Annotated in this window: 26 protein-coding genes; 12 read left to right on the forward strand and 14 right to left on the reverse strand. The window is 63.8% G+C overall.

Annotated features, from left to right (window positions below):
* Positions 1-87: 87 nt before the first annotated feature.
* The gene (locus LT988_RS15145) at positions 88-1,104 is read left to right on the forward strand and encodes an aminoglycoside phosphotransferase family protein (RefSeq protein WP_232406383.1); all 1,017 of its coding nucleotides are present in this window, start codon (positions 88-90) and stop codon (positions 1,102-1,104) included.
* Between the two features lie 46 nt (positions 1,105-1,150).
* On the opposite strand, the gene LT988_RS15150 is transcribed toward LT988_RS15145, so the two are convergent.
* The gene (locus LT988_RS15150) at positions 1,151-2,275 is read right to left on the reverse strand and encodes a S1C family serine protease (RefSeq protein WP_232406384.1); all 1,125 of its coding nucleotides are present in this window, start codon (positions 2,273-2,275) and stop codon (positions 1,151-1,153) included.
* A gap of 90 nt (positions 2,276-2,365) precedes the next feature.
* On the opposite strand from LT988_RS15150, the gene LT988_RS15155 reads away from it, so the two are divergent.
* The 6 genes from LT988_RS15155 to LT988_RS15180 all read left to right on the forward strand — a co-directional run bounded on the left by LT988_RS15155 (position 2,366) and on the right by LT988_RS15180 (position 7,228).
* On the forward strand, positions 2,366-3,118 hold the full coding sequence (locus LT988_RS15155) for a Nif3-like dinuclear metal center hexameric protein (RefSeq protein ID WP_232406385.1): 753 nt from the start codon (positions 2,366-2,368) through the stop codon (positions 3,116-3,118).
* A gap of 180 nt (positions 3,119-3,298) precedes the next feature.
* Positions 3,299-3,892 (forward strand): ubiquinol-cytochrome c reductase iron-sulfur subunit, encoded by a 594-nt coding sequence (gene petA, locus LT988_RS15160; RefSeq protein WP_232406386.1) that lies wholly within the window; start codon positions 3,299-3,301, stop codon positions 3,890-3,892.
* The gene (locus tag LT988_RS15165) at positions 3,892-5,136 is read left to right on the forward strand and encodes a cytochrome b (RefSeq protein WP_232406387.1); all 1,245 of its coding nucleotides are present in this window, start codon (positions 3,892-3,894) and stop codon (positions 5,134-5,136) included. Before petA ends, LT988_RS15165 begins: the two co-directional genes overlap by 1 nt.
* Positions 5,133-5,861, forward strand: a complete 729-nt coding sequence (locus LT988_RS15170) for a cytochrome c1 (RefSeq protein WP_232406388.1) — start codon at positions 5,133-5,135, stop codon at positions 5,859-5,861. Before LT988_RS15165 ends, LT988_RS15170 begins: the two co-directional genes overlap by 4 nt.
* Before the next feature lie 213 nt (positions 5,862-6,074).
* Positions 6,075-6,710 (forward strand): stringent starvation protein SspA, encoded by a 636-nt coding sequence (gene sspA / locus LT988_RS15175; RefSeq protein WP_232406389.1) that lies wholly within the window; start codon positions 6,075-6,077, stop codon positions 6,708-6,710.
* Between the two features lie 11 nt (positions 6,711-6,721).
* Positions 6,722-7,228, forward strand: a complete 507-nt coding sequence (locus LT988_RS15180; protein ID WP_232406390.1) for a ClpXP protease specificity-enhancing factor — start codon at positions 6,722-6,724, stop codon at positions 7,226-7,228.
* A gap of 175 nt (positions 7,229-7,403) precedes the next feature.
* On the opposite strand, the gene LT988_RS15185 is transcribed toward LT988_RS15180, so the two are convergent.
* The gene (locus tag LT988_RS15185) at positions 7,404-7,718 is read right to left on the reverse strand and encodes a DUF3301 domain-containing protein (protein ID WP_232406391.1); all 315 of its coding nucleotides are present in this window, start codon (positions 7,716-7,718) and stop codon (positions 7,404-7,406) included.
* 224 nt (positions 7,719-7,942) lie between these two features.
* Between LT988_RS15185 and LT988_RS15190 the strand changes: the two genes are divergently transcribed.
* Positions 7,943-8,365, forward strand: a complete 423-nt coding sequence (locus LT988_RS15190) for a hypothetical protein (RefSeq protein WP_232406392.1) — start codon at positions 7,943-7,945, stop codon at positions 8,363-8,365.
* A 191-nt stretch (positions 8,366-8,556) separates the two neighbouring features.
* Positions 8,557-8,883, forward strand: a complete 327-nt coding sequence (locus LT988_RS15195; protein WP_232406393.1) for a DMT family transporter — start codon at positions 8,557-8,559, stop codon at positions 8,881-8,883.
* 25 nt (positions 8,884-8,908) lie between these two features.
* Here the strand turns inward: LT988_RS15195 and LT988_RS15200 are convergent, their stop codons facing one another.
* Together LT988_RS15200 and LT988_RS15205 are read right to left on the reverse strand one after the other, a co-directional pair.
* Positions 8,909-9,976, reverse strand: a complete 1,068-nt coding sequence (locus LT988_RS15200; protein ID WP_232406394.1) for an AI-2E family transporter — start codon at positions 9,974-9,976, stop codon at positions 8,909-8,911.
* A gap of 8 nt (positions 9,977-9,984) precedes the next feature.
* Entirely contained in the window at positions 9,985-10,422 is a 438-nt protein-coding gene (locus LT988_RS15205; RefSeq protein WP_232406395.1) for a hypothetical protein, read from the reverse strand.
* Between the two features lie 303 nt (positions 10,423-10,725).
* Here LT988_RS15205 and LT988_RS15210 point away from each other — a divergent pair, with 303 nt between their 5' ends.
* Positions 10,726-11,931, forward strand: a complete 1,206-nt coding sequence (locus LT988_RS15210) for a TraB/GumN family protein (RefSeq protein WP_232406396.1) — start codon at positions 10,726-10,728, stop codon at positions 11,929-11,931.
* 38 nt (positions 11,932-11,969) lie between these two features.
* On the opposite strand, the gene LT988_RS15215 is transcribed toward LT988_RS15210, so the two are convergent.
* Both LT988_RS15215 and LT988_RS15220 read right to left on the reverse strand, forming a co-directional pair.
* The gene (locus LT988_RS15215; protein ID WP_232406397.1) at positions 11,970-12,563 is read right to left on the reverse strand and encodes a YqiA/YcfP family alpha/beta fold hydrolase; all 594 of its coding nucleotides are present in this window, start codon (positions 12,561-12,563) and stop codon (positions 11,970-11,972) included.
* A 53-nt stretch (positions 12,564-12,616) separates the two neighbouring features.
* A complete protein-coding gene (locus tag LT988_RS15220; RefSeq protein ID WP_232406398.1) occupies positions 12,617-13,594 on the reverse strand; it encodes a hypothetical protein in 978 nt (325 codons plus the stop codon).
* A gap of 323 nt (positions 13,595-13,917) precedes the next feature.
* Between LT988_RS15220 and LT988_RS15225 the strand changes: the two genes are divergently transcribed.
* Both LT988_RS15225 and LT988_RS25280 read left to right on the forward strand, forming a co-directional pair.
* Positions 13,918-14,661 carry a spermidine synthase gene (locus LT988_RS15225; RefSeq protein WP_332460486.1) on the forward strand — a complete coding sequence of 248 codons (744 nt, stop codon included), beginning with the start codon at positions 13,918-13,920 and terminating at the stop codon, positions 14,659-14,661.
* A 137-nt stretch (positions 14,662-14,798) separates the two neighbouring features.
* Positions 14,799-14,933: a hypothetical protein gene (locus LT988_RS25280; protein WP_269752050.1), complete on the forward strand. Its 135-nt coding sequence runs from the start codon at positions 14,799-14,801 to the stop codon at positions 14,931-14,933.
* Positions 14,934-15,029: 96 nt separating this feature from the next.
* Here the strand turns inward: LT988_RS25280 and LT988_RS15230 are convergent, their stop codons facing one another.
* From LT988_RS15230 to LT988_RS15265, 8 genes are all read right to left on the reverse strand, one after another.
* Positions 15,030-15,770, reverse strand: a complete 741-nt coding sequence (locus tag LT988_RS15230) for a sulfite exporter TauE/SafE family protein (RefSeq protein ID WP_232406400.1) — start codon at positions 15,768-15,770, stop codon at positions 15,030-15,032.
* Positions 15,771-16,047: 277 nt separating this feature from the next.
* Entirely contained in the window at positions 16,048-17,247 is a 1,200-nt protein-coding gene (gene prpF, locus LT988_RS15235; RefSeq protein WP_232406401.1) for a 2-methylaconitate cis-trans isomerase PrpF, read from the reverse strand.
* A gap of 26 nt (positions 17,248-17,273) precedes the next feature.
* Positions 17,274-17,651 (reverse strand): endonuclease domain-containing protein, encoded by a 378-nt coding sequence (locus LT988_RS15240; RefSeq protein WP_232406402.1) that lies wholly within the window; start codon positions 17,649-17,651, stop codon positions 17,274-17,276.
* A gap of 52 nt (positions 17,652-17,703) precedes the next feature.
* On the reverse strand, positions 17,704-20,310 hold the full coding sequence (gene acnD / locus LT988_RS15245) for a Fe/S-dependent 2-methylisocitrate dehydratase AcnD (protein ID WP_232406403.1): 2,607 nt from the start codon (positions 20,308-20,310) through the stop codon (positions 17,704-17,706).
* A gap of 150 nt (positions 20,311-20,460) precedes the next feature.
* Entirely contained in the window at positions 20,461-21,615 is a 1,155-nt protein-coding gene (gene prpC / locus LT988_RS15250) for a bifunctional 2-methylcitrate synthase/citrate synthase (RefSeq protein ID WP_232406404.1), read from the reverse strand.
* A 109-nt stretch (positions 21,616-21,724) separates the two neighbouring features.
* Entirely contained in the window at positions 21,725-22,612 is an 888-nt protein-coding gene (prpB, locus tag LT988_RS15255) for a methylisocitrate lyase (RefSeq protein WP_232406405.1), read from the reverse strand.
* Between the two features lie 230 nt (positions 22,613-22,842).
* Positions 22,843-23,529 carry a GntR family transcriptional regulator gene (locus tag LT988_RS15260; protein ID WP_232406406.1) on the reverse strand — a complete coding sequence of 229 codons (687 nt, stop codon included), beginning with the start codon at positions 23,527-23,529 and terminating at the stop codon, positions 22,843-22,845.
* Between the two features lie 133 nt (positions 23,530-23,662).
* Positions 23,663-25,462: a propionyl-CoA synthetase gene (locus LT988_RS15265; RefSeq protein WP_232406407.1), complete on the reverse strand. Its 1,800-nt coding sequence runs from the start codon at positions 25,460-25,462 to the stop codon at positions 23,663-23,665.
* Between the last annotated feature and the right edge of the window lie 386 nt (positions 25,463-25,848).

Consider the following 25,848-nt stretch of genomic DNA (forward strand, 5'->3'; position numbering starts at 1 on the left):
CCATGGCACATCTGTAGAAGCTCAGCAATCTTGAACCTGTCGCGGGCCGGTCGGTCCGCGGCGCCGACGCGACTGATCGGGGTGTCCGTGTCTGATCGATATGAGTCTATACGCCGCTGGGCGGCGGGGATCTTGGGGTCGGAGGACTTCGAGTTGCAGCCCGCCTCGTCGGACGCGAGTTTCCGTCGCTATTGGCGGCTCTATCATGGCGGTACGACGCGCGTGTTGATGGATGCGCCACCCGATCTCGAGGACTGCGGTCGTTTCGCCGATCTATCGCGACGGTTGCGGGCGGTCGGACTCAACACGCCCGAGATCCACGCGGAGGATCGCGCGGACGGTTTTCTCATGATGACCGATTTCGGCGATCGTCTGTATCTCGGCGAGCTGACCGACGACACGGCCGACCGGCTCTACGGCGACGCCTTGAACGCCTTGGCGATTATCCAAACCCGTGGTCCGACGGAGGGCCTGCCGAGCTACGACGAGGCCTTTCTGCGCCGGGAGCTGGGTCTTTTCAGCGAGTGGTTTCTGGGGTTGCTGCCGGATCCGGTGCTCGCCCCGGAGGAGTCCGAGGCGCTCGCGCGCGTCGAGGATCGGCTCGTGGCGAGCGCCTTGGAGCAGCCGCGGGTGTGCGTTCATCGCGACTATCACTCGCGCAACCTGATGCTGACCGACACCGGGAATCCGGGCATCCTCGATTTTCAGGACGCCGTGGTGGGACCCGTCACCTACGACTTGGTCTCCCTGCTGCGCGACTGCTACATCGCCTGGCCGGCCGAGCGGGTGACCGATTGGGCTTCGGGCTATTTCCACCTGGCCGCTCAAAGCGGCGTGCTCGAAGACGAGGATCTCGGGCGTTTTCTGCGTTGGCTGGACTTCATGGGCGTGCAGCGTCACCTCAAGGCCTGCGGGATCTTTGCGCGGCTGCATCGTCGCGACGGAAAATCGCACTATCTCGCCGATATCCCGCGTACCCTCGGTTATGTGCGCGCGGTGTCTGGCCGTTATCCCGAGCTCGATGCCCTGTCGCGCTTGCTCGACATGCGCGTGCTTCCGTCCTTGGATGGCCTGGTCGCGATGGCGCCGACCAACGGGAGCTGATGCCCTCGCGAGCGCTGCGAGCGGGGCAGATGGCCTCGGGGCCGGATCACTCCGCGGGCGTCGGACGGGTGTCGGTGGTGGCGCGGGTCAGGATGCGCTCGCTGCCGCGCCAGACCTCAAGGCTCAATGCGGCATGAGGGCCGGCGCCGGCGACCGCGTCGAGCAGATCCTGCACCGTGGCGACGTCTCGGTCGTCGATCCGGGTCACCACGTCTCCGGGACGTAGACCGGCCTGCGCGGCCGGACTGTCGCGTAGGGTCGAGGCGACGAGTACTCCGTGTCCGGCACGCAGGCCGAAGGACTCGGCCAACTCCGGGGTGACGCTTCGCCCGCTCAGACCGATCCATCCGCGCGTGACCTGACCCTGCGTGGCGAGCGAGCGCGCCACGTCGATCGCGATCTCGGTCGGGATGGCGAAGCCGATGCCCTGGGCGGTCCCGGTTTCGGTGAAGATCGCGGTGTTGATGCCGACGAGCTCGCCTTGCGCATTGATCAATGCACCGCCCGAATTGCCGGGGTTGATGGCGGCATCGGTCTGAATGAAGCGCTCGATGGCGGTGATACCCAGCTCGCCGCGTCCGGTCGCGCTGACGATCCCCATGGTGACGGTTTGACCGACCCCGAAAGGATTCCCGATCGCCAAGGCGAGATCGCCGACACGGAGGGACTGTGCGCGCCCGATCGGCGCCGCGGTCAGTCCCTGCGCATCGGCCTTTAGAACCGCGAGGTCCGTATCCGCATCGACTCCGACCAGGGCGAGCTCAAGCGAGCGCCCGTCTGCAAGCACCGCGCGGATACGATCTGCGTCCTGGATGACATGGCGATTGGTCAGGATGAAACCATCGGGCGACAGGATGACGCCGGAGCCTAGCCCGGTGCGGGCGGGGGCTGCCCCCGATGGCCCGTGGCGGTGTCCTTGATAGGGCGGCAGGGTCGCACGCGGTGCAGCGGGCTCGGCCTGTGTCGCAAAGATGCTCACGACGGCGGGGGCGACCCGCGACACCGCCGTTGCGAAGGTCGGCAGGTCGCTGCCGGTCGCTTCTGCGATCTTTGTCGTTTGCGGCGACGACTTGTTCGCGCCGGGCGGAGCCAGCGAGAGCGTGAGCACCGAACCCGAGACTCCGCCGATGACGGCCACAATCAGAAGGGTGGTTGGACCTGTCTTGATCATCCGATTAAGCTAAGCAGCCATTGGGCAGCCGTGGGGTCTCCGGCGATGGAGCCGAGAGATCGGCTGTTCCTCCGAGCGTGATTCTAAACGATGGTCGATCCTGACGCATTGGTCGCCTACTGCGACCGTCTCCTCGCCGCGGGTGATTTCGACGACTACGCACCGAACGGCTTACAGGTGGAAGGCGAACGCTCGATCACGCGGTTGGCCAGCGGCGTGACGGCAAGCGCCGACTTGATCGAGGCTGCGACCGCATGGGGTGCGGACGCGATTCTCGTCCACCACGGGTGGTTCTGGAAGAGCGAGCCTCCCTGTCTCGTCGGCATGAAGGGGCGGCGTGCAAGGCAATTGTTCAAGGCCGGGGCCAGCCTGATCGCGTATCATCTGCCTCTCGACGCACATCCGGTGTTGGGCAACAACGCCGCCCTGGCTCGCCGGCTCGGATGGGTCGATGCCGAACCCGCGGCGGACCGCCGAGGACTGTTGTGGTCCGGGCGCTTGAGTCTCGGGTGCTCGCCGGATGCGTTCGCCGCGCAGGTCTCGGAGCGTTTGGGCCGCCACGCGACGCTGATTGCGGCGGGTCGCGAGCGAATCGATCGAATCGCCTGGTGCACCGGCGGCGGGCAAGGATACATCGAGCAGGCGGCCGCGCTGGGTGTCGATGCCTACTTGAGCGGCGAAATTTCGGAGCAGACGACTCACGCCGCGCGTGAGCTCGGGATCGCCTTCGTCGCGGCCGGCCATCATGCGACCGAGCGCTACGGGGTCCAGGCCTTAGGCGGGCACCTTGCAGAACGGTTCGGGTTGGAGCATCGGTTCATCGACATCGACAACCCGGCCTGAGCGGAAAACGGCTCTGAGTCCGTGCGGCTTTGTCTTGACCGATCCGACCGGAATACAAGACAATGCCCGGTCGATTTTGCAGAGAATCGGTATATTCTGATCTTCCTTATTCATGATCATGCGTGAGCCGTCAGCGGATCAGCTGTTCAGGGGGCTCGCGCCAGCCGGGGGTAGTGGCTTATGAGCGCACAAGGCGTGAACAAAACCAGGCGGCGCGTGCTTGTCGCCGCGACCAGCGTGGTCGGAGCCGTCGGAGCCGGCTTCGCCCTCGTTCCCTTCATCGCGTCGATGAACCCGAGCGCCAAGGCGCGTGCGGCGGGTGCGCCGGTGGAGGCCGATATCAGTCAGCTGGAACCGGGCGCGATTCTTCGCGTCAAATGGCGCGGTAAACCGGTCTGGGTCGTGAGCCGCACGCCGGAGATGCTCGAGGCATTGCCGACACTGGACGGCCAGTTGGTCGATCCGGCATCCGCCGTGCCGCAGCAGCCCGAGTATTGTCAAAATGCGACGCGCTCCATCAAAGAGCAATATTTTGTCGTCATCGGGATCTGCACGCACTTGGGCTGTTCCCCGACCTTTCGGCCGGAGTTCGCCCCCGACGATATGGGAGCAGCATGGCGCGGCGGCTTCTTCTGTCCCTGCCACGGCTCCAGGTTCGACCTTGCCGGCCGGGTGTACAAGGGTGTTCCGGCCCCCACAAATCTGGTGATTCCTGTGCATACCTACATCAATGACACCACCATCTTGGTCGGTGAGGATCGAGGAGCTGCTTGATGAGCGCAGAAAAGTCCGAGAACCTCAGCTGGATCGACAAGCGATTCCCGCTGACGGAGACCTGGAAGGCACACCTTTCAGAGTACTACGCCCCGAAAAATCTCAACTTCTGGTCGTTCTTCGGCTCGCTGGCGATCCTGACGCTTGTTATCCAGATCGTCTCGGGCCTCTGGTTGGCGATGAGCTACAAACCGTCTGCCGCCGAGGCGTTCGCGTCGGTCGAGTACATCATGCGCGATGTCGAGTGGGGGTGGTTGATCCGTTACATCCACTCCACAGGTGCATCGGCCTTCTTCATCGTGATCTATCTGCACATGTTTCGTGCCTTGCTGTGGGGCTCCTATCGCAAGCCGCGCGAGCTGCTCTGGATCATCGGCGTCGTGATCTATCTGGCGATGATGGCTACCGCCTTCTTCGGCTATCTCCTGCCGTGGGGACAGATGTCGTTCTGGGGTGCACAGGTTATCGTGAATCTGTTCGCGGCGGTCCCGGTGGTCGGCGACGATCTTGCCGTCTGGGTACGCGGTGATTACGTCATCTCGGATACGACGCTCAACCGCTTCTTTGCCTTCCACTTCCTCTTACCGTTCGTTTTGGCGGCCTTGGTGTTTCTGCATATCGTCGCACTCCACCATGTCGGGTCCAACAACCCGGACGGCGTGGAGATCAAGGAAGGTCCGAAGGGCAACCGCTGGAGCGACAAGGCACCGGCGGACGGGATCCCCTTCCACCCCTACTACACGGTGAAGGATCTCGTCGGCGTGGTCGTGTTCCTCGCGATCTTCTCGGCCATCGTCTTCTACGCCCCGACCATGGGCGGACTCTTCATCGAGGCGCCGAACTTCCAGCCGGCCAATCCCTTCCAGACCCCTGCGCATATTGCGCCGGTTTGGTATTTCACGCCCTTCTACGCGATGCTGCGGGCAGTGCCGCCGATGTGGGGGTCGCAGTTCCCCGGCGTTGTCGTGATGTTCGCGGCGATCTTGATCCTTTTCGCGCTGCCTTGGCTTGACCGCAGCAAGGTCAAGTCGATGCGCTATAAGGGTCCGATCTTCAAGGTCATGACCGGGGTCTTTGCGGTGTCCTTCGTCGTCTTGGCGTGGCTGGGACTGCAACCTGCGGATCCTTTCTTGACCCTGCTGGCGCAGATCTTCACGTCGCTCTATTTCGCCTACTTCCTGCTGATGCCGATCTATAGCTCGATCGACAAGACCAAGCCCGTTCCGGAGAGGGTGACCTCATGAGAAAGCTGATCATTGCCACCTTGGCGCTGTTGATGCCCGCCGTCGGCTTCGCCGCGGGCGGCCATGTCGAGTTGGAGAAGGCAGACATCGATCTCAGCGATCAAGCATCACTCCAGCGCGGGGCGAAGTATTTCGTCAACTACTGCATGGCGTGTCACTCGCTCAGCCACATGCGTTACTCACGCATGGCGGACGATCTGGGAATCGATGACAAGTCGCTGCGCGAGAACCTCTTGTTTGGTGACGCACAGCCGACCGACATGATGAAGAACGCGATGCGGCCCGCAGACGGCGAAGTCTGGTTCGGCACCGCGGTTCCCGACCTCACGTTGGTGACGCGCTGGCGCAGCCCGGACTGGGTCTACACCTATCTGAAGAGTTTCTATGCTGACCCTACGCGGCCGTACGGCGTGAACAACGTGATCTTCCCTCTGGTGGGCATGCCTCACGTTCTGGGTGATCTGCAGGGGACGCAGGAAGCGATCGTGGAAGAGCATGCCGGTCACGAGCCGACCATCGCCGGTGTGAAACTCACCCAGCCCGGAAGTCTGGCCCCCGAGGAATACGACAACATGGTGAGGGACATCACCGCGTTTCTGACCTACGCGGGCGAGCCGAGCCAGATGGAGCGGCGCAGGGTGGGGATCTATGTCTTGCTGTTCCTGGGTCTCTTTTTCATCGTGGCCTATGCTCTGAAGAAGGAATACTGGAAAGACGTTCACTGAGAATCGTCGCGCGCCGCATCGGTCTCGATCCATCGAGGCCGATGCGGCTCCTCTCTTTTTGACGGTTCGGGCCGGAGCACCCGGTTTCGGGCCGCGACCCGCGATGCACTGTTCACTCATGAGCGCAATGCTCAAGGCAGCTGACCCGGATGGTCGGCGATACCTGTTCCTCGGGCCCGACCGGGCTTTGTCCACACGCTGGAGAAGGGAAGAATGGCTGTGGCTGCGAGTAGACGATCCGTGATGACGCTATTTTCCGATCCCACCTGTCCCTATTGCCACCGTGTTCGGATGGTGCTCGCCGAGAAGGGTATCGCGGTCGACGTGGTCGATGTCGATGCAAACGACCTGCCGGACGAGGTGATGGACTTCAACCCTTACGGGACCGTGCCGACGCTCGTCGATCGGGATCTGCGACTCTACGAGTCGCGGATTATCATGGAGTATCTGGATGAACGCTTCCCTCATCCTCCTTTGCTGCCCGTCGATCCGGTTTCGCGTGCCAGCGCCCGGCTGTTCATGTATCGCATCGACCGCGATTGGTACACCCTGATGGGTCGTATTCGGCTGGGGAGCCCGGCGGAAGCGGAACAGGCGCGCAAGGAGCTGCGCGAGAGCCTGGTTGTGACCGCGCCGGTGTTCGGTGCTCACACCTTCTTTATGAACGACGAGTTCTCTCTGGTCGATTGCTGCATCGCACCGCTGCTGTGGCGCCTGCCTGTTCTCGGCATCGAGCTGCCGCCTCAGGCCGAGGCGTTGCGGGTTTACATGCGACGCATCTTTGCCAGCGACGCCTTTCGCAAGAGCCTCACCGAGGCCGAGAAGGAGATGATCGCGGACGTGTCCTGATGGAGGGCTCGATGGAAAGTGAGATCGACACGATGACCTCGACCAAACCTTATCTGATCCGGGCGATCTACGAGTGGATCCTGGACAACGATATGACGCCCCATTTGGTGGTGGATGTCCGTTACCCCGGTGTCCAGGCGCCGAAGGAGTTCGTCGAGGACGAGCGTTTGGTGCTGAATCTTTCGCCGAGTGCGGTGCGTTCGCTGGTCCTGGGAAACGATCAGATCGAGTTCAACGCGCGTTTCGGCGGTGTGGCACGCGACGTCTATTTTCCCGTCGAAGCGGTGCTGGGTATCTTCACGCGCGAAAACGGTCAGGGGATGGTCTTCCCCGAGCTGGCCTATCCGCTTCCCGGCGAGCCCGAGATCGATTCCGATGCGACCCTCGAGCAGGGCCCAAGCAAGCCGCGATCGGTCGGTCGGCCTCAGGGCATGATTCAGGAACCCAAAGGGCCTAAATCACCGTCGGGAAAAGGAAAAAAGAAGGCTGGCGGTCCGACGCTGAAGGTCGTCAAGTAAGCTCTTCACCTCGTCTTTGCCCCCTTGGTCGACGCGACCCGGATTCCCACGTCAAGCGTGACCCGATGAGCGCTGCGGCCGACACAGCCCCAGCACCCTGAACCGCGTCGCGGCGTACCGGGTGAACGCGAAGCCCAAACCCCGTGGAGGCGCCGCGTGTCCCTCTCGGAGCGGGTCAGGCGTCCTGCGTCTGTGTCGGCAGGCCGAAACTGAGATCCTCGAGCGCCATTCCCCGCATCACGAGATAGCCGCTGCGGCGTCCGACGCCTTCCTCGCTGAAGTCGAAGCGATAGACGCGCCGCAGCCTCAAGCCTTCCGACCGCCAGGCGAGACCAAGTCGCCGCAAGGCGACCGTTTGATCTAGAAATTGAAGCTCCCGTTGTTTGCACGCGCTTTTGCAGACCTCCGTTGCGATTTCGCGTGCGCGCATACTGTCGAGCCAGAACCAGCCGAGCAAAAGAAGGAAAAAGACGGCGAGCAGGTTGCTCATGAAGGCAGGTCCTCGAGTGTGGCGAACGGGCAACGGTGATCTCATGCTCGCGGGGTTCCGACGTACTCGCCGTGTCGGGGTGGCGCACCCGACGCCCGCGCCCGGCGAAATCCGAGCATGTCGCCATCATGCGCGGTCGCGGCGGCGAGCGATGTGTCCGGCTGCGCGGTGACGGGTGGTTTCAGTATACTGACCGTCCCTCAACAAACGCGGGAGTGACCGAGATGAAGAGACAGATCCTCACGGCCGTCATCGTGTCATGCACGACCATCGGGCTCGTTGCTTGCGGACAAGACCAAGCGCCGGTCGAGGAGGCTGCCGCTCCGCCCGCACAGGAGCCGACGATGCTCGATCGGGCGGTCGAGACGGCCAAGGATGCCTCCGATCGTGTCGGCGCGGCCGCGACTGCCGCCAAGGATACCGCCTCTGAGGCTGCGGCGTCGGCGATGGAACAGGCCTCGGTCGTGGGCGAGCGCGCCGAGACGGAAGCCAAGGAGATGATCGAGCAGGTCAAGAGCTTCCTGGCGGAGGATAAGGAGGACATGGCGCGTGAGCTCATGAGCAAGTTGTCGGCCATGAAGGATTCGGTCTCCGAAACAGTGCGCGCCGAGATCGAACGTCTCGAGGCGATGTTCTCCGACGCCTGAGCAGCGGGCTGCAGAAACCCTTCGGGACACCTTCCGCGCGGGCGTCGGGCGGGCGTCATCCGGTATACGTTGCCGGCGCGGCGACGCGGACTCGGTTTCCTCCCCGCTCCCGCGTGGAAGGCACTTCAGGGCCGTTCAGCTGCCGGATCCAGGTTGCATCGTTGCGTGAAGATCTCGGTAGGGTGTCGCTTATGGCTTGGCTCTTTCTTGTTGTTGCCGGTATCTTCGAATGGGGCTGGCCCGTCGGCTTGAAGCTCGGGATGACCGAGTCGGGGCTCCGCTGGGGCTGGATCGGTTTCGCCGTAATCTGCATCGTGGCCAGCGGCGCCTGCTTGCTCGTCGCACAGAAGAGCATTCCCATGGGCACGGCCTATGCCGTCTGGACGGGTATCGGTGCTGTCGGGGCCTTCGTCATCGGTATTGTCCTGTTCGCCGAGCCGGCGACTTTCCTGCGGTTCTTCTTCGTCGGCATGATCGTTCTGGGCATCGTGGGATTGAAGTTGGCCTCCGGTCCTTGAGATGACGGAGCGCCCTGCCCGGTGCTCAATCGAGATGCCGGATCTGAGGATCGCGCTGCGGCTCCCTGATCTCGGGCCCCAGCAGGATGGCGATCGGCCGCGTTTGCGGGTTGGTGTCCAGCGCGATCTTGAGCGACATGGTCAGCGGTACCGACAGAAACATGCCGACCGGTCCCAGAACCCATCCCCAGAACACCAACGAGACGAAGACCACCAGGGTGGAGAGTCCGAGCCCGTATCCCATGATTTTCGGCTCCAGGATGCTCCCGACCAGGGTGTTGACCACTAAATAGCCCAGTGCAACAAGCAGTGCGCTCTGCAGATCGATTTGAACGAGCGCAAGCAATACGGCCGGAATCGCGGCCAGGATGGAGCCGATGGTGGGGACGAAGTTCAGCAGAAAGGCGATCAAGGCCCAAAGCACCGCATAATCCACCCCGAGGATTGTCAACCAGGCCCAAATCACGAGGCCGGTTCCTAGGCTGGTCAGGCTCTTGATCCCCATGTAGCGGTTGATGCTGTCGAGGACGACTCGCAGCTGCTTGGTCGAGGTCTCCGGCGAGGTGAGTGCGGCCCGCAGCTTGGCCGGCAGCCCGGCCGCTTCCAGCAGGATGAAGACCACGGTCAGCAGGATGAGAAAGGCATTGGCAAGGACCCCGCTGAGTCCGGATACCAGGTCTCCCGCCATCTCCAAGACACGTGCGGGGTCGATATAGGTCTGCAGCGCCTCCCGCGAGGTATGGAAACCGATGCCGTCGAGCCATCGTGCGAGGTCGTCGATCAACAGCTTCAGGCGGTCCTGATACTCCGGGAGGCTGGCATTGAAGCCGTCGAGCGACCCCGCGACCAGGATCGCAAGAACGCTTCCCAGGCCGGCAATCGCCAGGACAACCAGCAGCATCGCGGCCCAGTTTGGCGCACCCCGCTCGCGCAGCGTGCGCAGCGGCGGCGTCGCGATGACGGCGATAAAGACGGCGAGCAGAAAAGGCGTCATCAGAGACGCCGCCGCCCGCATCCCCGCGACGACGATGATGAAGGCCGCGAGGGCAACCAGGAAACGCGTGGCGGGCCCGAGGCCGGGATTGGTGCCCATGTGTCGCGCTAGCGGGTGGCTCGGCTTTGGCCGACCGAGGCGAACCTCGGTAGGCCCGATTCCAGCCACCAGGTGTTGGTCGCCGCGTCCCAACGCCACACCTGTCGGTCTGTCAACTGCTTGACGACCTGCGCGTCTTCGAACAGATAGTCGATGACGACGACCTGAGTGGCGCTGTCGTCCGCTTGGACGACCGGAGGTAGGGTCACGTCGTAGCCGGTGATGCGCAGCTCCGAGAATGCCTCGGGAAGCTCCCCGCTTTTGCGTTGATCCGGATGCAGGAATCCGAGCGCCGTCTCGTAATAACCCCAGCGCAGGGCGGATTGATAGCCGGTGGTGGCGGCTTGTAGCGCCAAGGCGCGGCGGTCCTTTTCGACCGCTGCGCATCCGACGCCCACCAGGCTCGTCAAAAGCGCGGCGAGCAGCAGGGGGCCGAAGCCGGGCATGCACCCCGGCGAGCTCGGCCACTGCGTTGATCCTTTCGGCTGCGCCATCGCGCCCTCGGTCATCGATCTCATGTCGGTGGGCATGATATACCGAGAGCACGCGGGTTTGTCGCCGCATTGCTGGCCCCGCGCACGTCGGGCCGGCGTTGCGCCTCTTCGCCGTAGGGACTGCTACGCCTCGTCGATGCACCTTTTTGAGCCGTTCCTAAGCGAAGCCCTGCGCGACCAACGTCGGGGTCCGCTACCTGATCTGGGGTATCATTTCGGGCCGAGATTTCAGACCAGGATCGATCCTTAAACGCTATGCCTGAATCCATCGAGCCGAAACGCGAGATCGCCGTTGCCGATGTGCGGCTCACGCTTCTTGGGACCGCGCACGTCTCGCGTGCCAGCGAGGAAGAGGTCCGTACCTTGCTGCAGAGCGGGGAGTACGATGCGGTGGCCGTGGAGCTGTGTCGCAGTCGGTTCAGTGCACTGATGGATCCCAAGTCGCTGTCCGAGATGGATCTCTTTTCGGTTATCCGACAACAGCGCGTCTATATGGTCGTCGCAAATCTTGCCTTGTCGGCCTATCAACAGCGCCTCGCCGATCAGTTCGGGATCGAGCCCGGTGCGGAACAGCGCGCCGCGATCCGCGTCGCCAAAGAATTGGGTTTGCCGGTCCTGCTGATCGATCGCGAGATCGGCGTCACGCTCAAACGTATCTCGGCGAATCTCGGCTGGTGGAAGCGCTACACCCTCTTCACGGGACTCTTGGCCGCGATGCTGACCTCGGAAAAGGTCAGCGAGGAGGAGATCGAGCGGCTCAAAGAGGGCGATGTCCTGGAGACGACCTTTGCCGAGTTCGCCCATGATCGCCGGGATTTGTTTGTCCCCTTGATCGAGGAACGTGATCGCTACATGGCTGCAAAGCTGCGCAGCGAGCCGGAGCGGACAGGCGTGAAGCGCGTCTTGGCTGTTGTCGGTGCGGGGCATCTGAAGGGCATCGCCGAGTCGTTGGAGACGGATACGGCAGACCCCGCTGCGGTCACGCGAGCGCTCGAGGAGGTCCCCCGGCCGAGCCGTTGGCCGCGGATCTTGGCCTGGTGTCTGGTCGCCTTGATCCTGGGCGGCTTCGCCTTTGGTTTTTCTCAAAGCACGACCTTGGGGTGGGGCTTGGTCGCGGCTTGGGTCGTGATCAACGGCGGTCTTTCCGCCTTGGGCGCGTTGCTCGCCGGAGGACATCCCCTGACGGTGGTTACGGCGTTTCTGGCCGCGCCGCTGACATCGCTGAACCCGACCATCGGCGCGGGTATGGTGACGGGTGCGGTCGAGCTGTCGATGCGTAAACCCCGGGTCTCGGATTTCGGGCGGCTGCGTCTCGATGTCGTGACGCTGCGCGGCTGGTGGCGCAACCGTGTCGCGAGGGTCTTTCTGGTGTTTCTCTTCAGCAGCCTCGGCTCCGGGATCGGCACCTACGTTGCCGGTTTTCATATCGTGGATCAGTTGTTCCGTGTCGGGGTCCCCTGAGATCCTGCCCGTGGACCAGGTGGCCAAGCGGTTCGGAATCAGGGGCGTGTTCGGTCGAGGTCGTCGAGATGCTGTCGAATCGTCTCGATCGCCTCGTCGAGATGCTGAAACGTATGATCTCCGCCCTCCCAGACCATGAGGCGACCGCACTCGGCGTAGAGCCGCTCGGCGATGCGGGAATCGATGACCTCGTCGCCGCGTTCCAGAAAGAGGGTGCTCGGTGTGCCGTCGCAGGGTTCTGTGATGCCGTAGGGTCGTGTACTCTCGATCAATGCCTCGCTGACCTGATAGCGCTCTCCGTCCGCCGCGGTCATGATCTCGCCGATGTATTCCCGGAACAGACTCCAGGGCGTGAGTGCCGGGTTGATCATGTACAGGTGCGAGAAGCGAAACCGGCGGGCCAGATATTGACCGTAAAAGCCCCCCATTGAGCTCCCGACCACGGTCGGCTCGATGCCCCTATGTTGTCCGGGCAGCGTGGCGAAAAAGTCCGACAAGAGGGCAACGGCATCCGCCGGACGGTGCGCCGGATAGTCGATGGCGACGACCGAATGCGGGTCCAGTCGCTCGCGAAGGCGAGTGGCCTTGAAGGATCGGCTGGAGCTGTTGAGTCCGTGAATATAGACGAGCATTGCGTCTTGGTCGTCGCAGGGCAGGAGTCTGAAGGTAAGGCGTTCGCTCGGTGCTAAACCTCAAGGAGGTCATCTTGGCACGAGGCGGGTGGAGGGCGCGTCGTCTCGGCATGGGTTGCGCCCCCGGGAGGACCGAAAAAGGTCAGTCGAAACAAAAGGCAGCGATCGATGAACTCGCGTGTGCTCTTGGGCATCGGCACCCTTGCGCGCACGATCGAGCCGATCAGCTCGATTCCGTCACGCAACAGCGCGACACCTTCCATCGCCTCGCGCGTGGCCTCGGCGCTCGCATCGGGGGGCAGGGCGGGGGCGACGCGGCCGAGTCGATCGATCGCGACCGCGAAGGTCGGCCAGACGTCGAAAATCGCCGGGTCGGTCCGCAGGATCTCGCACTTGCGTTTAGCTGCATCAGCCAACGCGTCGATCTCCGGATCGATGTCGGTCATTTGGCGACTGCCCGCAAAGGTGTCCTTGAGGACGGCCGCGATGCGATCGATGTCGCGCATGGTCATGGCAATCTTCAGGTAGCGGCTGTCGTAGAAGTCTTCGATCGACATGGAAAACGCCTTGAACGGCTCGCCCCACAGCTCGTCGATCCCTTCGTCGCCGCTGCGATGCCGAACCATCTTTCCGAGCTCCAATGCCTCGAGCAGGCAATGTCCGCAGTCACGCATCAGGCTGTTGTCCGGGCCGATCTCGACGCCCGCGGATTGCAGCTCGACGAGACAGGTGAAGATGTCCGCGGCGCGGTTGAAGAGCGCTCCGGCCAACATGGCCCCGTTGACCCGCTTGCGCTCCGGATCGGTTTCCGAGGTGTAGGCCGCGCGTGCCTCGTCGAGCCTGGACCCCGGGATGTTGATGCCGTGCTCGACGTGGTTGAACAGCCGCCGAGTGAGTGCCTGGATCAGGCGCCGTTTGGTCTCGAGGGTGTCGCTGGGCGGCTCGTAGGATTTGATCCAGTAGCCGTCGTAAAACACGCGCTCCTCACCGAGCATCACGCGCCGCGTGCCATTGTCGGGTTTTTTTGACATGCCTGGGTCGGGATCCTGGGCGGGTTGAAACGAGTGATACCGGTTTTCGGCGTGATGCGCAATCTCCCGCCCGGCATCCTTCACCCGCGATTCGGCAGTATCGGAGCCTGTCTTCATACCTTGCAGCCTCTGCGCGTCGGCGTGCCTATGACCTTGAGTCACACTCGACTATAGTGGCGCGATCGGCAGGACGCGCAATACCCGTCTCGATCCCGTTTTCGCGGGGTTCCTCGCCGCCGGGGTGACGGGAGCCGCGCGATGTTCAGGTCATTCTCGAAGCCTTTCACCGAGGGATTATGCGAGCGAAGGACAGGATTGCATCCATGATTACGACACTCTTTATTTGGGGGCTCGCCGGGGCGCTGTTCGGCGCCTTGTTTGGTGGTCTGTACCAGGTCCTCGCTGTTCTCGGGATGGCGGGCTGGGAGCCTTTGGTGATCGCGGCGGCGGCTGCGGCCATGACGACATCGGCCTTTTACAGTGCCATGCCTGTCGCGCTGATGGGTGCCATGGCTGGTGTTTTGGCGTCCATCGGGTATTTGATCGTCAGCGGGCAAAGTGTAGAGCTCGTATGGATTGCCGGGACGGCGGGCGCAGGCGGGGTTCTCGCAGGCGTGTTCTATGCCTGGATGATCACCGACGGAGCGCGGCCGCTCGCCGAGACGCTGACGGGTCTGATCGCAGGCGTGTTGGCCGGCGGCATCATGGCGCTTGTGTTCGGTTCGCTCGGCATCCGGTTCAGTATGTTCGTGCTGTCGGCAGGCGTCGTGGCGCTGGTCGGGACCTTCTTTCAAGTCTCCGAGCGCTGGCTGGTCGCGCGCAGCGCAAGTTGGTTTCCGGCGGTCCTGTCCGCGCCGGTCGTCGCCGGACTCATTGCGGCCGTGGTCGGGGCAAGTGTGTGGATCGTTGGCGGCACGACATCGACCCTCATGAGCGGTGACGCGCAGGACTCAGCGAATCAGATCCTGAGTGCTGTGCCACCCGGATTCCTGGGCGGCATGCTCGGCGGAGCCGTGACGGGCGTGCTGTTGCAAATCCTCGGTTTTCGTCCGGAGCAGCCGCATTAAGCTGCCTTGCGGTGGCGACTCGGTCAGCTTGAAAGGGTATAAGTCCACACGTTTTTTGTGATAATAGCCTTGCAGCCTCATGCAGGATCGGGGGTGTGTGGTTTCGATCGATCCCCAATCGCACTGGAGGAGACCAGATGTTCGCCGTTCTCATCGCACTGGCAATCGGTATCGTTATCGGCTGGAATTGGCCTCAACCCCCTTGGGCCCATGATCTTCAGGATCGCGTTGTCGAGACCTTCCAGTCCTTTGCCGGCAAGGGCCCGAAATAGGCCGTTTGCCCCGACTTGGAGTCGCTCCGGCAACGTTCGGTCTATCGTCCGAGCGGTTTCGTGCGCTCGGACGGTGGTTTGCCGAGGGAATCGGCCTCACAACGAATCCAGAATCAACAACACGGCGATCACCCAAAGGGCCCGGTTCAGCCAGCGCCGGTAGGTCCCTTGATCGAGCCGGCGGCGCACGCGAATGCCGATCCACAACACGGCCAGTACGGCAGGCAGTGCCAGCAGTGCGAGCCCGATGATGGTCGGATCCAGAGCGTCCTGGAGTGCGAATCCGGTCAGTTGACCGCTCTTGCTGGTGATGAAGCTCAGGTTAAAGGTTGCGACCATCAGGCCCGGATGCATTCGGGTGTAGAGCGCGAAGGCGACGACGATGGGCGAGAAGACGTTCACCAGGCCGGCCAAGAGGCCCATCCCCAATCCCAGCAACGCAAGCCCCCAATGCGGGATCCGATGCTCGGGTCCATCGCCGCGCTTGCGCTGCAGGATCAGAAAGACGATCAACACGAGGGCCAATAGGAGCCTGAAGGGTTCCGGGTCGACACTGAGCAGGACCTGCGTGCCGATCAGGCTGCCCACCATCGTGAAGACCGGAATGGGCCAGAAGCGTCGCAGTGCTTCGAGCCAGCGTCTCTCGGCGACGATGCTGACCAGGTTGATGGCGATGGTCGGGATGAGCGTTAGAAGCACGGCCGCGCGCATGTCCATGACGAGCACGAGCAGCGGCGTGGCGACCAGCGGGAACCCGAACCCGAAGGCGCCGTGCACGAAGGCTGCGATCAGGAGGATCCCAATCGCGACCAGATCGATTAAGGCGAATGTATCCAAGATTCCGATCGTCTCCTGCGCAGTTCCCGCCTGGCGTGTGGCTTCAATTCGGTGAGCCGGTTTCCCGGGCAAAAAAAGCCCGGCGGGTGCCGGGCGAATCGTCTCATGAGAGACGAGGAGGACATCGGTGTCGAGCATCCTTGAGGCGATGGAGCAGCCTGCGCCCCCTCTCCCCCGGCCCCTCTCCCGCGAGGGGAAAGGGGAGTGAATCGATCGTTTTCAGAGATAGCCCCGATGCGTGCCTGCTTTTTTGGGTCTTTCGATCACTCTCCACTCACTACTCCAAGAAAGCGTCTCCGGGCACCCGTACCCAGCCTTCCATCAGCACCCTGGCGCTGCGGCTCATGATGGCCTTGGTCACGGTCCAGTCACCCTTGACCTGGGTCGCTTCGGCGCCGACGCGCAGGGTGCCCGAGGGATGACCGAAACGCACCGCGGTGCGTTCCCCGCCGCCGGCGGCCAGATTGACCAGGGTGCCGGGAATAGCCGCTGCGGTGCCGATGGCGACGGCTGCGGTGCCCATCATGGCGTGGTGCAGCTTGCCCATGGAGAGGGCCCGCACGCACAGATCGATGTCGCCGGCCGCGACCGGCTTGCCGCTGGAGGCGACGTAGTCGGCGGGCGGGGCGACGAAGGCGACCTTGGGCGTGTGCTGGCGGGTCGCCGCCTCGGCGATATCCTTGATGAGGCCCATCCGCAGCGCGCCGTGGGCGCGGATGGTCTCAAACATCTTCAACGCATCGGCATCGCTGTTGATGGGGTCCTGCAATTCGGTGCCGGTGTAGCCGATGGCCGCTGCGTTCACGAAGACGGTCGGGATGCCGGCATTGATCATGGTGGCCTTCAGCGTGCCTACACCGGGGACCTTAAGGTCGTCGACCAGGTTGCCGGTGGGGAACATGGAGCCGCTGCCCTCACCGTCGCCCTCGTCGGCCGGGTCGAGGAATTCGAGCTGGACCTCGGCGGCCGGGAAGGTCACCCCGTCGAGCTCGAAGTCGCCCGTCTCCTGCACCGCGCCGTCGGTCATGGGCACGTGCGCGATGATGGTCTTGCCGATGTTGGCCTGCCAGATGCGCACCCTCGCCACGCCGTCCTTCGGCAGCCGGTCGGCGTCGACCAAGCCGCTGCTGATCGCAAAGGAGCCGACCGCGGCGGAGAGATTGCCGCAGTTGCCGCTCCAGTCGACGAAGGCAGTGTCGATGGACACCTGGCCGAACAGATAATCGACGTCGTGATCGGGTCTGCTGCTCTTGGACAGGATGACCGTCTTACTGGTGCTCGAGGTCGCCCCGCCCATGCCGTCGATCTGTTTGCCGTAGGGATCCGGGCTGCCGATGACCCGCAGCAAGAGGGCATCGCGCGCCGCCCCCGGCACTTGGGCGGCCTCGGGCAGATCCTGTAAGCGGAAGAAGACGCCCTTGCTGGTGCCGCCACGCATGTAGGTGGCGGGGATGCGGATTTGGGGTAGGTGGGGCATTCGATTGATCTCTGAGATTGCTCTATTCACTCCCCTCTCCCCTCGCGGGAGAGGGGCCGGGGGAGAGGGGGCGCAGGCTGCTCCAGCGCCTCAAGGATGCTCGACAACACCGCCTCGGGATTCTGCAAGATGTCGTTGTTCCAAAAGCGCATGATCCGGAACCCTCGTTCTCTGAGCCAGGCATCGCGCGCTGCATCCCTGTCGCTGCCGTTATGCTGACCGCCGTCGGCCTCGACGATCAGCCGGGCACCGAAGTGCACGAAATCGACGATATAGGGGCCGAGCGGTTGCTGGCGGCGGAACTTCTGTCCATTCAGGCGATGGGCGCGCAGATGACGCCAGAGCAGTTGCTCGGCGTCCGTCATGGTTTGGCGCAGGGTCTTGGCGAATTGGCGTTGGTCCACTCTCGCCCCCCCTCTCCCCAACCCCTCTCCCGCGGGGGGAGAGGGGCTTTTTTTAGGCCGCCAGCGAAGATTCCAGGAAGTCTTGGGCAAAGCGCTGCAGGACGCCGCCGGCCTCGTAGATCGCCAGCTCTTCCGCGGTATCGAGCCGGCAGGTCACCGGTACCTCCACGCGCTCGCCGTTCTTGCGCGTGATCACCAGGGTCAGGTCGGTACGCGGGGTGCGTTCGCCGACCACGTCGTAGGTCTCGCTGCCGTCGATGCCGAGTGTCTTGCGGTCGACCCCCGGCTTGAACTCGAGCGGCAGCACGCCCATGCCGACCAGGTTGGTACGGTGGATGCGCTCGAAGCCCTCGGCGACGATGGCCTCGACCCCGGCCAGACGCACGCCCTTGGCGGCCCAGTCGCGCGACGAGCCCTGGCCGTAGTCGGCACCGGCGACGATGATCAGCGGCTGCTTTCGTCCCATGTAGGTCTCGATCGCCTCCCACATGCGCACGACCGTGCCGTCGGGCTCGACCCGGGTCAGCGAGCCCTTCTTGACCTGGCCATCGACCACGGCCATTTCGTTGACCAGTTGCGGGTTGGCGAAGGTGGCGCGCTGGGCGGTCAGGTGATCGCCGCGGTGGGTGGCGTAGGAGTTAAAGTCCTCTTCCGGCAGGCCCATCTTGGCCAGATACTCGCCGGCGGCGCTGTCGGCCAGGATCGCGTTCGACGGGGACAGATGGTCCGTGGTGATGTTGTCCGGCAAGACCGCCAGCGGACGCATGCCCGTCAACGTCCGCTCCCCGGCCAGCGCGCCTTCCCAGTACGGCGGGCGACGGATGTAGGTGGACTGCGGGCGCCAGTCGTAGAGCGGGCTCTTGGCCTCTTCCACGATGCCCAGATCGAACATCGGCAGGTAGACCTGTTTGAACTGCTCCGGCTTCACGCAGGTCGAGACGATGGCGTCGATTTCCTCGTCGCTCGGCCACAGGTCCTTCAGCGTGACGGGGTTGCCGTCCCGGTCGTGGCCCAGCACATCCTGCTCGATGTCGAAGCGCACGGTACCGGCGATGGCGTAGGCCACCACCAGCGGCGGCGAGGCCAGGAAGGCCTGCTTGGCATAGGGGTGGATGCGGCCGTCGAAGTTGCGGTTGCCCGACAGTACGGCGGTGGCGAAGAGGTCGCGCTCGATGATCTCCTGCTGGATCTTCGGGTCCAGGGCGCCGGACATCCCGTTGCAGGTGGTGCAGGCATAGCCGACGATGCCGAAGCCGAGCTGTTCCATCTCGGCCAGCAGGCCGGCCTCTTCCAGATACAGCCTGACGACCTTGGAGCCCGGGGCGAAGGAGGTTTTCACCCAGGGCTTGCGCGTCAGGCCCAATGCGTTGGCCTTTTTGGCGATCAGACCGGCGGCCACCATGTTGCGCGGGTTGCTGGTATTGGTGCAGCTGGTGATGGCGGCGATGATCACCGCGCCGTCCGGCATCAAGCCCTCCTGCTCCTCGGCCAGCGCCTTGTCCAGATCAACGGCGATGCCGCGCTCGTGCAGTGCGCTGGTGGGCAGGCGACGGTGCGGATTGGACGGGCCGGCCATGTTGCGCACGACGCTCGACAGATCGAACTCCAGCACGCGCTCGTACTCGGCGCTCTCCAGCGCATCGGCCCAGAGGCCGGCGGTCTTGGCATACTGCTCGACCAGGGCGACCTGCTCGGGCTCGCGACCGGTCAGCGTCAGGTAGTCGATGGTCTGCCGGTCGATGTAGAACATCGACGCGGTCGCGCCGTACTCGGGACACATGTTGGAGATGGTGGCGCGGTCGCCGACCGTCAGGCTGGCGGCGCCCTCGCCGAAGAACTCGACATACGCACCCACCACGCGCTCCTTGCGCAGGAACTCGGTCAGGGCCAGCACGATGTCGGTGGCGGTGATGCCCGGCCGACGCTTGCCGGTCAGACGCACGCCGACGATATCGGGCAGGCGCATCATCGAGGCGCGACCCAGCATCACGGTCTCGGCCTCCAGGCCGCCCACGCCGATGGCGATCACGCCGAGCGCGTCGACGTGCGGGGTGTGGCTGTCGGTGCCGACACAGGTGTCCGGGAAGGCGACACCGTCACGGGCCTGGATCACCGGAGACATCTTCTCCAAATTGATCTGGTGCATGATGCCGTTGCCGGCCGGGATCACGTCGACGTTTTTGAAGGCGGTCTTGGTCCACTCGATGAAGTGGAAACGGTCTTCGTTGCGTCGGTCCTCGATGGCGCGGTTTTTGGCGAAGGCATCCGAGTCGAATCCGCCGAATTCGACGGCCAGCGAGTGGTCGACGATCAACTGGGTCGGCACCACCGGGTTCACCTGTGCCGGGTCGCCGCCCTTCTCGGCGATGGCGTCGCGCAGCCCAGCCAGATCGACCAGAGCGGTCTGGCCGAGGATGTCGTGACAGACCACACGCGCCGGGTACCAGGGGAAGTCCAGGTCACGCTTACGTTCGATGAGTTGCTTCAGTGAATCGGTCAGGGTGGCCGGGTCACAACGTCGCACCAGATTTTCAGCCAGCACGCGCGAGGTATATGGCAGCTTGGCATAGGCGCCGGGCGTGATCGCATCGATCGCGGCACGCGCGTCGAAGTAGTCCAGAGCGGTGCCGGGCAGGGGTTTGCGGTGGGCGGTATTCATGAGGTGTGCACTGTTCCGAAATGGGAGACGTCGCCTGAGGCGCCGTGACGCGTGTGTGGTCGTGTCGGGGTGTGATCCGGGACGCGCTGGACCCGAACACCCGTGAACCTCGGCGTTCGGGTCCGGGTCCCGGGCGTCGGACTTCAGCGCTCAGCGCTTCTCGATCGGCACCCAGCTCAGGTTTTCCGGCCCGACATAGTTGGCGCTCGGACGGATGATCTTGCCGTCGATGCGCTGCTCGGTGACGTGGGCGACCCAGCCGGTCGTGCGCGAGATCACGAAGATGGGCGTGAACAAGGGGGTTGGAACGCCCATCTGTGCGTAGGACACCGCCGAGAACCAGTCGAGGTTCGGGAACATGTGCTTGATGTCCCACATGACGCTTTCGAGGCGGTCGGCGACCTCGTACATGCGCATGTCCTCGTTGGATTCGGACAAGCGACGTGCGACCCTCTTGATCACCTCGTTGCGCGGGTCGCCGGTGGTGTAGACCGGATGACCGAAGCCGATGATGATCTCCTTGCGCCCGACCCGCTCGCGGATGTCCGCCTCGGCCTCATCGGCGCTGAAATAGCGGCTCTGGATCTCGCAGGCGGCCTCGTTCGCGCCGCCGTGCTTGGGTCCGCGCAACGCGCCGATCGCGCCGGTGATGGCCGAATAGAGGTCTGAATTGGTGCCGGCGACCACGCGGGCGGCGAAGGTCGAGGCATTGAACTCGTGCTCGGCGTAGAGGATGAGTGAGGTGTGCATGGCGCGCACCCATTCGGCCGAAGGCGTCTTGCCGTGCAGCAGGTGCAGGAAATGTCCGCCGACCGATTCGTCGTCGGTCTCGACCTCGATGCGCCGGCCGTTGTGGGCGAAGTGATACCAATACAGCAGCATGGAGCCGAAGCTGGCGACTAGGCGATCGCCGATGTCGCGCGCGGCGGCGACCGGCATGCTGTCCTTTTCCGGCTCCAGCGTGCCGAGGAGCGAGGCGCCGGTGCGCATCACGTCCATCGGATGCGCCGAAGGCGGGATCTGCTCCAGAGCGGTCTTCAGCGCGGCGGGTAGACCGCGCAGCGACTGGAGCTTGCGCTTGTAGGCCGCGAGCTCGGCGGACGTCGGCAGGTGTCCGTGGATCAGCAGGTAGGCGATCTCTTCGAACTCGGCCTGATCGGCGAAGTCCAGGATGTCGTAGCCGCGATAGTGCAGATCGTTGCCGGTGCGCCCGACGGTGCAGACGGCGGTGTTGCCCGCCGCGGTGCCGGACAAGGCAACCGATTTTTTGGGTTTCGGAAGTTGGCTCTCTTGGTTCTCGGCCATCGTGTTCTCCTCGATCGGTGTGATGTTGGGGAGCTTCCAGCCGCCAGCAATCAGCTATCAGCTATCAGCTATCAGCTCTCGGGCAGCGGCGTTCAGGCTGGTGGTTTCCTCAATCGCCTTTGCCGTGCGCGAACAGCTCGTCAAGCTTTTGCTCGAAGCCGTGGTAATTGAGGAAGTCGTAGAGATCCATGCGGGTCTGCATGGTGTCGACGACGGCGGCCTGAGTGCCGTCGCGGCGAATCGCCTCGTAGACCTTGAGCGCGGCGAGGTTCATGGCACGGAAGGCGGACAGCGGGTAGAGCACGAGCGACACCCCGACTTCGCCCAACTCGGTCGTCGTAAAGAACGGGGTGGAGCCGAACTCGGTGATGTTCGCCAGAACCGGGACCTTTACCGCGGCGATGAACTGCTCGTACTGAGCCAACTCGGTCATGGCCTCGGGAAAGATCATGTCCGCGCCGGCCTCCACACAGGCGACGGCGCGCTCGATGGCCGACCCGATCCCCTCGACGGCCAGGGCATCGGTGCGGGCCATAATGACGAAGTCGTCGGTGCGCGCATCGACGGCCGCCTTGATCCGGTCGACCATCTCCTCCTTAGAGACAACCGCCTTGCCGGGCCGATGACCGCAACGTTTGGCCGCGACCTGATCCTCGATATGGCAGCCGGCCGCGCCGGCCCGATTCATCAGCCGAACCGTGCGGGCGATGTTGAAGGCGCCGCCCCAGCCGGTGTCGGCGTCGACCAGGAGAGGCAGTGCGGTCGCGTCGGTAATCCGGCGCACGTCCTCCAGCACGTTGTCCAGGCTGGTCATCCCGAGATCCGGGATCCCGAAGGAGCAGGCTGCCACGCCGCCGCCCGAAAGATAGAGCGCCTTGTAGCCCGTGCGCTCGGCCATCATGGCGTGATAGGCGTTGACGGCGCCGACCACTTGCAGAGGATGTTCCTCTTGAACGGCGAGCCGAAGTTTGGCGCCCGGTGTGCGTGTTTCGGTCATGCGGGTCATCTCCTTGGAAGTGGAATCGGGTCGGGAGCTGTAAGTGTTCAGCTGTCAGCGTTCAATCGTTTTGATCCGTATCGGTAGGGTGGACAAACGTAGCGCAGTCCACCATCGCCGGCGCAGGGTGTGGTGGACTTCGCTCTCGCTCGTCCACCCTACCCGGCTAGCTCGGCCACCCCGATCGTCTTCTACGCTCCAAGAGCTGGCGGCTCGTGGCTTCCCACAGATCAACCCTCGACCGCCAATCGGCGCTCGATCGCCCCTCTGGAGGCGCGGATGTGCCGCCGCATCAGCCATTCGGCCAGCTCGCCGTCGCGCGCGGCGATGGCCTCTGCTACCAGTTCGTGCTCTTTGAGCGCATCCGCGGCCCGGTCGCTCTTCATCCCGAACTGGCAGCGATACATGCGTGCCAAGTGGTAAAGGTCGTTGCAGAGGATGTCGATGAGGCGCCGGTTTCCGCTGCCTTGGACGATACGAAAGTGGAAGTCGAGATCGCCTTCCTCTTGGAAATAGGTCTGCCAGTCCGCGCGAGCGATCTCGCGCCGGTGTTGCTCCAAGAGGCCCTTTAAGTCTGCGATGGCCGCATCGGACATGCGCTCCGCGGCGACCCGCGCGGCCATGCCCTCGAGCGCTTCTCGGATCACATAAATCTCGAGCAGCTCATCGTTCGAGAGGGTGATGACCCGCGCGCCAAGGTTCGGGCGGCGTTCGACGAGATTGGTGGATTCGAGCCGGCGCATGGCCTCGCGCAACGGGGCACGGCTGATGCCGTAGCGGGCCGCGAGTGCGGGCTCGCTGATCTTGCTGCCGGCGGGGATCTGGCCCTCGACAATCGCCTGTCGCACCTGATCGAAGACGCGATCGGCGATGGTCGAGGTTTCCTCGTCCAGGGATTCGGCTGCGGCGGATGTCATGATTGTCGACACTTAATCCGGTGATAGCCTTAATCTAGCCATATTTCCGCGAATGTCAAGTTCAAATGTCGACAGAGTGTCGCTCTGGGTCGAGCTGGGAAACCCGACCCGAGCGATTTGGCGAGCGGTTGAATCAGCTGTGCTGCGCGTAGCCGATCTCGCCCAAGGCGGTCTCGATCTCTTCCAGGATGGTGGGGTCGTCGATGGTGGCGGGCATGCGGTAGTCCTTGCCGTCGGCGATGGATTTCATGGTGCCGCGCAGGATCTTCCCCGAGCGGGTCTTGGGTAGACGCTGTACGACGACCACGGTCTTGAAGGCGGCGACGGGGCCGATTTGATCGCGAACCAGGTTCACCAATTCTTTGATGATCGTGGCGTCGTCGCGCGAGACGCCCGACTTGAGCACCACCAGTCCCACAGGCAGCTCGCCTTTGAGCTGATCGTGCGCCCCGATCACGGCACACTCGGCCACGTCCGGATGGGAGGCCAGTACCCCTTCCATTGCGCCCGTGGAGAGTCGGTGACCGGCGACATTGATGATGTCGTCGATACGGCTCATGACGAACAGGTAGCCGTCCTCGTCCAAGTAGCCCGCATCGCCCGTCAGGTAGTAGCCGGGTTGTGCCGAGAGATAGGACTGGATGAAGCGCGCGTCGTTGCCCCAGAGGGTCGGCAGGCAGCCGGGCGGCAGCGGTAACTTGATCATGATGCGCCCGATGTCGCCCGGTGCGACCGGGACGCCTTCGTCGTCGAGGACTTGAATGTCGTAACCGGGTACGGCGCGGGTCGGCGAGCCGGGTTTGACCGGGAGCTGCTCGATGCCGAGACAATTCGCGGCGATCGCCCAGCCGGTTTCGGTCTGCCACCAATGGTCGATGACCGGGATGCCCAGGATCTTCTGCGCCCAGCCGAGCGTATCCGGGTCGCACCGCTCGCCCGCGAGGAAGAGCGCACGCAGGCTGCCGAGATCGTAACGCCCGAGATGCTCGGCGTCGGGCGTGCCGACCGGCTTGCCCTCGTAGACGATCGTGGTGCAGCCGGCCAACAAAGGCGCATAGACGATGTAGGAATGGCCTACCACCCAGCCGACATCCGAGGCCGCCCAGAAGACCTCGCCGGGCCTGACGTTGTAGACGTTTTCCATGCTCCAGGCCATGGCGACCGCGTGCCCGCCGTTGTCGCGCACCACGCCCTTGGGTTGGCCGGTGGTACCGGAGGTGTAGAGGATATAGAGCGGGTCGGTCGCGGCGACCGAGACACAAGCGGCCGGCTCGGCGGCGGCGAGCGCCTCGGCCCAGCCGAGGTCGCGTCCGGCGATCAGGGTGCCGGGCTCCTGTTCGCGTTGCAGGATGATGCAGTGCTCCGGCTTGTGCTCGGCCAGATTGATGGCCGAATCGAGCAGCGGTTTGTAATGGACGACCCGGTTCGGCTCGATGCCGCAGGATCCGGCGACCATCACCTTGGGCTTGGCGTCATCGATACGGGTGGCCAGCTCGCGCGCGGAGAAACCGCCGAAGACGACCGAATGGATGGCGCCGATCCGGGCGCAGCCGAGCATGGCAACGGCGGCTTCCGGCACCATCGGCATATACACGATGACCCGATCGCCTTTGGTGACGCCGAGCGCCAGCAAGGCACCGGCGAAGCGCGCGACCTGATCCTGAAGCTCCGCATAGGTGATCACCGTCTTGGAGCCGGTGACCGGGCTGTCGTGGATGATGGCGGGTTGATCGCCTCGCCCCGCGGTCACATGCCGATCCACGGCGTTATAGCAGGTGTTCAGCATTCCGCCCGCGAACCAGCGATGGAAGGGTGCATTGGAACTGTCCAGGACCTTGTCCCACGGCCGATCCCAGTCGATGAGCTCGGCGGCCTCGGCCCAGAACGACTCCGGATCCTTCATCGAGCGCTCGTAGACGGCTTGGTAACCCATGGTGATTTCCTCGGCTGGTGAGTGGACGGCCCGCGTAAGACTCGAAGGCTTCTGCGTATTTGCTGCGACGCAACATTAGTGCGGTCGACATCAATTTGCAATCCGCACTCTGGCTTTGTCCGGGCCGCGCGCATTGGGCGCGCGGCCCGGACAAAGCCAGAGCATATTGATGTCGGGCCTCGTTTATTCGCCCGGTTCTACAAGCCGTCACGGCGTCATGCGCCATGTGGTCGTTTGGGGTGGAGTGCGTAGCCCGTAGGGTGCGGTGAGCGCAGCGAACCGCACCAATGTCCGGACCGGTCGTCGCACGGTGCGGTTCGTCCCTCACCGCACCCTACATCGCTGCGCCCGGTGTCGTTATTGGCGCAGCGACGAAGGATGCCTTA

Origin of the sequence: Thiocapsa bogorovii, from assembly GCF_021228795.1 — a bacterium.
GTDB classification, from domain to species: Bacteria; Pseudomonadota; Gammaproteobacteria; order Chromatiales; family Chromatiaceae; genus Thiocapsa; species Thiocapsa bogorovii.

Excerpts from the sequence above, each read along its gene's own strand:
- LT988_RS15150 (WP_232406384.1), bottom strand. The coding sequence starts at position 2,275 with ATGATCAAGACAGGTCCAACCACCCTTCTGATTGTGGCCGTCATCGGC.
- LT988_RS15155 (WP_232406385.1), top strand. The coding sequence starts at position 2,366 with ATGGTCGATCCTGACGCATTGGTCGCCTACTGCGACCGTCTCCTCGCC.
- petA (WP_232406386.1), top strand. The coding sequence starts at position 3,299 with ATGAGCGCACAAGGCGTGAACAAAACCAGGCGGCGCGTGCTTGTCGCC.
- LT988_RS15165 (WP_232406387.1), top strand. The coding sequence starts at position 3,892 with ATGAGCGCAGAAAAGTCCGAGAACCTCAGCTGGATCGACAAGCGATTC.
- LT988_RS15170 (WP_232406388.1), top strand. The coding sequence starts at position 5,133 with ATGAGAAAGCTGATCATTGCCACCTTGGCGCTGTTGATGCCCGCCGTC.
- sspA (WP_232406389.1), top strand. The coding sequence starts at position 6,075 with ATGGCTGTGGCTGCGAGTAGACGATCCGTGATGACGCTATTTTCCGAT.
- LT988_RS15180 (WP_232406390.1), top strand. The coding sequence starts at position 6,722 with ATGGAAAGTGAGATCGACACGATGACCTCGACCAAACCTTATCTGATC.
- LT988_RS15185 (WP_232406391.1), bottom strand. The coding sequence starts at position 7,718 with ATGAGCAACCTGCTCGCCGTCTTTTTCCTTCTTTTGCTCGGCTGGTTC.
- LT988_RS15190 (WP_232406392.1), top strand. The coding sequence starts at position 7,943 with ATGAAGAGACAGATCCTCACGGCCGTCATCGTGTCATGCACGACCATC.
- LT988_RS15195 (WP_232406393.1), top strand. The coding sequence starts at position 8,557 with ATGGCTTGGCTCTTTCTTGTTGTTGCCGGTATCTTCGAATGGGGCTGG.
- LT988_RS15200 (WP_232406394.1), bottom strand. The coding sequence starts at position 9,976 with ATGGGCACCAATCCCGGCCTCGGGCCCGCCACGCGTTTCCTGGTTGCC.
- LT988_RS15205 (WP_232406395.1), bottom strand. The coding sequence starts at position 10,422 with ATGCCCGGCTTCGGCCCCCTGCTGCTCGCCGCGCTTTTGACGAGCCTG.
- LT988_RS15210 (WP_232406396.1), top strand. The coding sequence starts at position 10,726 with ATGCCTGAATCCATCGAGCCGAAACGCGAGATCGCCGTTGCCGATGTG.
- LT988_RS15215 (WP_232406397.1), bottom strand. The coding sequence starts at position 12,563 with ATGCTCGTCTATATTCACGGACTCAACAGCTCCAGCCGATCCTTCAAG.
- LT988_RS15220 (WP_232406398.1), bottom strand. The coding sequence starts at position 13,594 with ATGTCAAAAAAACCCGACAATGGCACGCGGCGCGTGATGCTCGGTGAG.
- LT988_RS15225 (WP_332460486.1), top strand. The coding sequence starts at position 13,918 with ATGATTACGACACTCTTTATTTGGGGGCTCGCCGGGGCGCTGTTCGGC.
- LT988_RS25280 (WP_269752050.1), top strand. The coding sequence starts at position 14,799 with ATGTTCGCCGTTCTCATCGCACTGGCAATCGGTATCGTTATCGGCTGG.
- prpF (WP_232406401.1), bottom strand. The coding sequence starts at position 17,247 with ATGCCCCACCTACCCCAAATCCGCATCCCCGCCACCTACATGCGTGGC.
- acnD (WP_232406403.1), bottom strand. The coding sequence starts at position 20,310 with ATGAATACCGCCCACCGCAAACCCCTGCCCGGCACCGCTCTGGACTAC.
- prpC (WP_232406404.1), bottom strand. The coding sequence starts at position 21,615 with ATGGCCGAGAACCAAGAGAGCCAACTTCCGAAACCCAAAAAATCGGTT.
- prpB (WP_232406405.1), bottom strand. The coding sequence starts at position 22,612 with ATGACCGAAACACGCACACCGGGCGCCAAACTTCGGCTCGCCGTTCAA.
- LT988_RS15260 (WP_232406406.1), bottom strand. The coding sequence starts at position 23,529 with ATGACATCCGCCGCAGCCGAATCCCTGGACGAGGAAACCTCGACCATC.
- LT988_RS15265 (WP_232406407.1), bottom strand. The coding sequence starts at position 25,462 with ATGGGTTACCAAGCCGTCTACGAGCGCTCGATGAAGGATCCGGAGTCG.